The organism is Streptomyces sp. AHA2 (assembly GCF_036857595.1).
GTDB lineage: Bacteria > Actinomycetota > Actinomycetes > Streptomycetales > Streptomycetaceae > Streptomyces.
In genome coordinates, this window is the sequence record NZ_JAUQWJ010000031.1 from 38,568 (window position 1) to 44,567 (window position 6,000).

A 6,000-nucleotide genomic window follows, 5' to 3' on the forward strand; every position below is an offset into this window, starting at 1 on the left:
CCGCGGCCGCCGGAACCGTCCCCGCACCACCGCGAGCCATAATCGACGGGTGAGCGCAGACACAGGCACCCCGGCCCCCGGCACCGCCCCGCACCCGGAGCCCCTCCGGTTCTTCGGCACCAGCTGGGTGAACCACGACGACGGCTACACCGCCCGCCGCATCGCCGTGGCCACCGGATCCCTCGTCGCCGCCGCCGCGTCCTGCCTCGTCCTCCGCCTCGCCTACCAGGGCCTGCAGATCGCCGCGATCGGCAGCTTCGTCACGCTCCTGACGACCGTCATGTTCGCGATCTGCAGCGCGATGGCCTTCCGCCACACCTGGGAGGGCTTCACCCGGCGCCAGGACCCCGACCGCCAGGCGTCCCTGCGCGGCCTCCTCACCATCGGCTTCGTCGGCTCCCTCCTGGCCTACTTCTTCCGTTCCCTCACCGAGGCCCCCGGCGAGAAGCTCCACCGCGCCGAGTACGAGGAAGCCCGCCGGCAGCACGAGAAGCGCACCACCCGCCGTTCCGGCAACCCGTCGAAGAAGCGCCGCCCCACCTGACGCCACCGGCACCCCTCCACCGAGCCCCCGTCGCGCCCGGGCGCCCCTCACCGAAGTCGCCCGCTTCCCACCCCGCCCACCGGACTCGACCCCTCGGGGCTATCTCTCCCCGGCGTCTCACCGCACCCCACCCCGATTTTCCAGGCACCTCTCACCGAAGTCTCACCGCGCCCCACCCCGGCTCCCGGCCACCATGGCGGGATGACACCGTCTCCTGCCCACCGCTCCACCGGAGCCGAAGCCACCCCCGACGACCGACCGGGCGTCCGGCCGCTTCACACGGCCCGCGCCCACTCCTTCAACGCCGTCGCGGCTCAGTACGCGGCCCACCGCCCCGCCTATCCCCCGGCCCTCTTCGACACGATCGAAACCCTCACCGGCCGCCCCCTGACCGGCGCCCGCGTCGCGGACATCGGCGCCGGCACCGGCATCGCCACCGCCCTCCTGCGCGCGCGGGGCGCGGACGTCGTCGCGGTGGAACCCGGCGCCGGCATGGCCGCACAGTTCCGCCGTACCCACCCGGACATCCCGCTCGTCATCGGCACGGGCGACGACCTCCCTCTGGCCGACGCCCGTCTGGACCTCGTCACATACGCCCAGGCCTGGCACTGGACCGACCCCGCCCGCTCCGTCCCGGAGGCCCTGCGCGTCCTGCGCCCCGGTGGGGCCCTGGCCCTGTGGTGGAACACCGAGGCGCTGGACGTCCCCTGGATCGCGGAAGCCGCCGAGCGCGTCGCCCGTCACTTCGCCGTCGACGTCACCGCCGAGCAGAAGAACGCCGGGGCCCGCGATCCGGACCCCACCGGCCGTCTCGGCTTCACCCGCCGCACGGTCCGCTGGAGCCGCCGCGTCCCGGTCGACACGCACCTCGCCAACGTCGCCAGCCACTCGATCTTCCTCGTCCACGACGAGGAACACACCACCGCCTTCCTCGACCGGGAACGGCAGCACCTCATCGCGGCCTTCCCGGACGGCCACGTGGACGAGGTCTACGAGGTGGTCCTCCTCCTCGCCGAAGCCCCGTCCTGACCCGGCGCCCCGTCCTGCTCGAAGCCCTGTCCGACAGGGAGCCTTGTCCCACCCGAGGCCCCGTCCGGCCCGGATCCCTGTCCCACTCGAAGTCGGTCCTGAGGCGAAGGTCCGCCCCTGCCCCGGCACCCGGTCGTGACGCGACTGCCGTCCTGACCCGGCGCCCCGTCCCGACTCGAAGCCCTCCCGGCCCGGACGCCCCCGCAAGGCGCCCCACCCGATCCGGCCTCCCGACCGGACCCGCGCCCGCCCACGCCCGCACGCTTGACGACCCCCACCCCCGGGAGCATTATTCATCGCATGATGAATAATGCTCTCGGCTCCCCGCGCCCGGACCCGGAACCCCAGGTCCGACCCGCCCCGGCCGACCCAGCCGTCCACGCCGAACACCTCACCGTCGTCCGCGGCCCCCGCACGGTCCTGCGTGACCTCGCCTTCACCGTCCCGCGAGGCCGGATCACCGGACTCCTCGGCCCCTCCGGCTGCGGCAAGTCCACCCTCATGCGCGCGATCGTCGGCACCCAGGCCAAGGTCACCGGCACCCTCGACGTCCTCGGCCGGCCCGCCGGCCACCCCGCCCTGCGCACCCGCGTCGGCTACGTCACCCAGGCCCCGTCCGTCTACGACGACCTGACGGTTCGTCAGAACCTCGACTACTTCGCCGCGATACTCGACCCGGGCCGCGCCCACGCCGATCGCCGCCACGACCACGTCACCCGCGCCATCGCCGACGTCGACCTCACCACCCACGCCGACGCCCTGGCCGGCAACCTCTCCGGCGGCCAGCGCAACCGCGTCTCCCTCGCCGTGGCCCTCCTCGGCGCCCCCGAGATCCTGGTCCTCGACGAACCGACCGTCGGCCTCGACCCGGTCCTGCGCCGGGACCTGTGGACCCTCTTCCACGACCTCGCGGCGAACCGCGGCGCCACCCTCCTGATCTCCTCCCACGTCATGGACGAGGCCGAGCGCTGCCACCGCCTCCTCCTCATGCGCGAGGGCGAACTCCTGGCCGACACCACCCCCGACGCCCTGCGCGCCCGCACCGGCGCCGAGACCGTCGAAGAGGCCTTCCTGCACCTGGTCGACGAGGCCGAGGCCGCAGCCCGCACCAAGGAGACGACCCGATGACCACCACGACCACACCACCGGTCCTCCCCACCCCCACCGCGCCCCCACGCGCCCTCAGCGCGTCCCGCACCACCGCCACCGCGCTCCGGGTCCTGCGCCAGCTCACCCACGACCCGCGCACCATCGCGCTGCTGGTCCTCATCCCCTGCGTGATGCTGCTCCTGCTGCGCTACGTCTTCGACGGCAGCCCCCGCACCTTCGACAGCATCGGCGCGTCCCTCCTCGGATCTTCCCGCTGATCACGATGTTCCTGGTGACGTCCATCGCCACCCTGCGCGAACGCACCTCCGGCACCCTCGAACGCCTCCTCGCCATGCCCCTCGGCAAGGGCGACCTCATCGCCGGCTACGCCCTCGCCTTCGGCGCCCTCGCGATCGTCCAGTCCGCTCTCGCCACCGGCCTCGCCCTCTGGCTCCTCGGCCTGGACGTCACGGGCAGCCCCTGGCTCCTGCTCCTCGTGGCGCTCCTCGACGCCCTCCTCGGCACGGCCCTCGGCCTGTTCGTCTCCGCCTTCGCGGCCTCGGAGTTCCAGGCGGTCCAGTTCATGCCGGCGGTGATCTTCCCCCAGCTCCTCCTGTGCGGCCTGTTCACCCCGCGCGACGAGATGCACCCCGTCCTCCAGGCCGTCTCCGACGTGCTGCCCATGTCGTACGCGGTGGACGGCATGAACGAGGTCCTGCGCCACACCGACATGACGGCCGCGTTCGTCCGGGACGTGTCGATCGTCGCCGGATGCGCCCTGCTGGTCCTCACCCTGGGGGCGGCCACCCTCCGCCGCCGCACCATGTGACCGGCCCGCACACGCGTCCCGCCCACCGGACACGCCCCCCGCCCCGCGACCCCGGGTGCGAGGATGAACCAGGACGACGCGCAACCCCCGGAGGGCACCGAAAGCCATGACCCAGAAAGTCGCAGTCCTCGGCACCGGCAAGATCGGCGAAGCCCTGCTCAGCGGAATGATCCGCGCCGGCTGGACCCCGGCCGACCTCCTGGTCACCGCCCGCCGCCGGGAACGGGCGGAGGAACTCCGCACCCGCTACGGCGTCACCCCCGTCACCAACGCCGAAGCCGCCAAGACCGCCGACACCCTGATCCTCACCGTCAAGCCGCAGGACATGGGCACCCTCCTCGACGAGCTGGCCCCGCACGTCCCCGCCGACCGCCTGGTCATCAGCGGCGCCGCCGGCATCCCCACCGCCTACTTCGAGGAGCGCCTCGCTCCCGGCACCCCCGTGGTCCGCGTCATGACGAACACCCCGGCCCTCGTCGACGAGGCGATGTCCGTCATCTCCGCCGGCACCCACGCCACCGCCGCCCACCTCGCCCACACCGAGGAACTCTTCGGCGCCGTCGGCAAGACGCTGCGCGTCCCCGAGTCCCAGCAGGACGCCTGCACGGCCCTCTCCGGATCCGGCCCGGCCTACTTCTTCTACCTGGTCGAGGCCATGACCGACGCCGGCATCCTGCTCGGCCTGCCCCGTGACAAGGCGCACGACCTGATCGTCCAGTCCGCCATCGGCGCCGCGACGATGCTCCGCGACAGCGGCGAGCACCCGGTCAAACTCCGCGAGAACGTCACGTCCCCCGCCGGCACGACGATCAACGCCATCCGCGAACTCGAGAACCACGGCGTACGGGCCGCCCTCATCGCCGCCCTCGAAGCCGCCCGCGACCGCAGCCGCGCCCTGGCCTCCGGCAACAGCACCTGATGCCGAGGGGGCGGCCGCACACCGCCCCCACCGGCACCCTCACGTCACACGGTGACGCCGCCCCCCGCGCCCGCCCTCTCGGCCACGGGCTCCAGCAGCCCGATCGCGCGGTACGCGGCGTCCACCGTCGGCCGGGCCATCGCCCGGGCCCGCTCGGCCCCGGCCTGCAGCACGGCCTCCACATGACCGGGATCGGCGCACAACTCCTTGTGCCTCTCCTGCACGGGCCGCAGCACCTCGACCACGGCTTCGGCGGTGTCCCTCTTCAGATCCCCGTAGGACGCGTACGCACCACTGAGGCTCTCGGGATCCCCACCCGTACAGGCGGCGAGGATCTCCAGCAGGTTGGCGAGCCCCGGCCGGGCCTCCCGGTCGTACACGACCTCCCGCCCGCTGTCGGTGACGGCACGCATGACCTTCTTGCGCACCACGTCCGGCTCGTCCAGCAGATAGACGATCCCGGGCCCCACGTCGTCGCTCTTGCCCATCTTCGACGTCGGGTCCTGCAGGTTCATCACCCGCGCCGCCACCCGGGGCCGCGTGGCCCGCGGCACGACGAACGTGTGCCCGTACCGCTGGTTGAACCGCACCGCCAGATCCCGGGCCAGCTCCACGTGCTGGCGCTGATCGTCCCCGACCGGCACCTCACCGGCCCCGTACGCCAGGATGTCCGCCGCCATCAGCACGGGATACGTCAGCAGCGACAGCCGCACGCTCCCGCCCCGCCGCTGCTCCCGCGCGGCCTTCTCCTTGTACTGGATCATCCGCCGCATCTCACCGTCGGTGGCCACGCACTCCAGCACGTACGACAACCGCGCGTGCTCGTCCACGTGGCTCTGCACGAACACCGTGCACAGGGCGGGATCGAGCCCGGCCGCCAGCAGCAGACTCGCGGCCTGCCGGCTGAGCCGGCGCACCCGCGCGGGATCGTGGTCCACGGTCAGGGCGTGCAGATCGACGACACAGAACAAGGCGTCCGCCTCGTGCTGGTCGACCGCGGCCCAGCGCCGCATGGCTCCGAGGTAGTTCCCCAGCGTCAGATGCCCCGTCGGCTTGACCCCGCTGAAGACCCGCGTCATCTCTGTTCCACCTTCCGGTCCGGGACCGCCGCCCCGGCCCGGCCGCCCCTCGGTGATGCCGGAGGGAGGAACAGAAACGGCCGCCGAGGCGGCGGCCGTCGAGTGCGTACGTGAGCGCGGCCGCCGTCAGGCGGCCCACCAGGACTGGTGACACGTACGCGTGGTCATGCGTCCCACCGTACGCCTCCGGAGCCGGGCCCACCCGGCACTTGACACGCCCTGCCCCGCTTCGTAGTGTTCTCCGAGTTGCCCGACGTGAGAGCCGACTCCGGTCGGTCCCCGGGCAGCCAATCCGCAGGTACCCACCACTACTCGACGGGCAGAACTCTGTCCTCGTTTCATTGGTGTGCGTATTCGCGGAATGAGGAATCCACGTTCGAAAGGACGCGGCCCCCGATTAGGTCGGGAGCCGGGGAATCCGCTAAAGTCTCACTCGTCGGAACGGCCCAACAGCCGTGACGACAGCCCACTCTGACTGGGAATCAGGCCCGAAAGGATCTGATAGAGTCGG

5 protein-coding genes and 1 pseudogene are annotated in these 6,000 nt (G+C 72.5%); 5 read left to right on the plus strand and 1 reads right to left on the minus strand.

Annotation, left to right across the window (positions count from 1 at the left end):
* Positions 1 to 49: 49 nt before the first annotated feature.
* The 5 genes and pseudogenes from Q5694_RS33305 (at position 50) to proC (ending at position 4,410) form a co-directional block, all read left to right on the plus strand.
* A complete protein-coding gene (locus tag Q5694_RS33305) occupies positions 50 to 544 on the plus strand; it encodes an EamA/RhaT family transporter (RefSeq protein WP_333937256.1) in 495 nt (164 codons plus the stop codon).
* 201 nt (positions 545 to 745) lie between these two features.
* The gene (locus Q5694_RS33310; RefSeq protein ID WP_333937257.1) at positions 746 to 1,573 is read left to right on the plus strand and encodes a class I SAM-dependent methyltransferase; all 828 of its coding nucleotides are present in this window, start codon (positions 746 to 748) and stop codon (positions 1,571 to 1,573) included.
* A 300-nt stretch (positions 1,574 to 1,873) separates the two neighbouring features.
* Positions 1,874 to 2,701: an ABC transporter ATP-binding protein gene (locus Q5694_RS33315; protein WP_333937258.1), complete on the plus strand. Its 828-nt coding sequence runs from the start codon at positions 1,874 to 1,876 to the stop codon at positions 2,699 to 2,701.
* Positions 2,698 to 3,491 (plus strand): annotated as a pseudogene (locus tag Q5694_RS33320) (ABC transporter permease). Before Q5694_RS33315 ends, Q5694_RS33320 begins: the two are co-directional and overlap by 4 nt.
* 106 nt (positions 3,492 to 3,597) lie before the next feature.
* A complete protein-coding gene (gene proC / locus Q5694_RS33325) occupies positions 3,598 to 4,410 on the plus strand; it encodes a pyrroline-5-carboxylate reductase (RefSeq protein WP_333937259.1) in 813 nt (270 codons plus the stop codon).
* A 44-nt stretch (positions 4,411 to 4,454) separates the two neighbouring features.
* Here the strand turns inward: proC and trpS are convergent, their stop codons facing one another.
* Positions 4,455 to 5,489: a tryptophan--tRNA ligase gene (gene trpS, locus Q5694_RS33330; RefSeq protein WP_333937260.1), complete on the minus strand. Its 1,035-nt coding sequence runs from the start codon at positions 5,487 to 5,489 to the stop codon at positions 4,455 to 4,457.
* Between the last annotated feature and the right edge of the window lie 511 nt (positions 5,490 to 6,000).

Coding starts and splice junctions, on each gene's coding strand:
- Q5694_RS33315 (WP_333937258.1), top strand. CDS start 1,874: ATGATGAATAATGCTCTCGGCTCCCCGCGCCCGGACCCGGAACCCCAG.
- trpS (WP_333937260.1), bottom strand. CDS start 5,489: ATGACGCGGGTCTTCAGCGGGGTCAAGCCGACGGGGCATCTGACGCTG.
- proC (WP_333937259.1), top strand. CDS start 3,598: ATGACCCAGAAAGTCGCAGTCCTCGGCACCGGCAAGATCGGCGAAGCC.
- Q5694_RS33310 (WP_333937257.1), top strand. CDS start 746: ATGACACCGTCTCCTGCCCACCGCTCCACCGGAGCCGAAGCCACCCCC.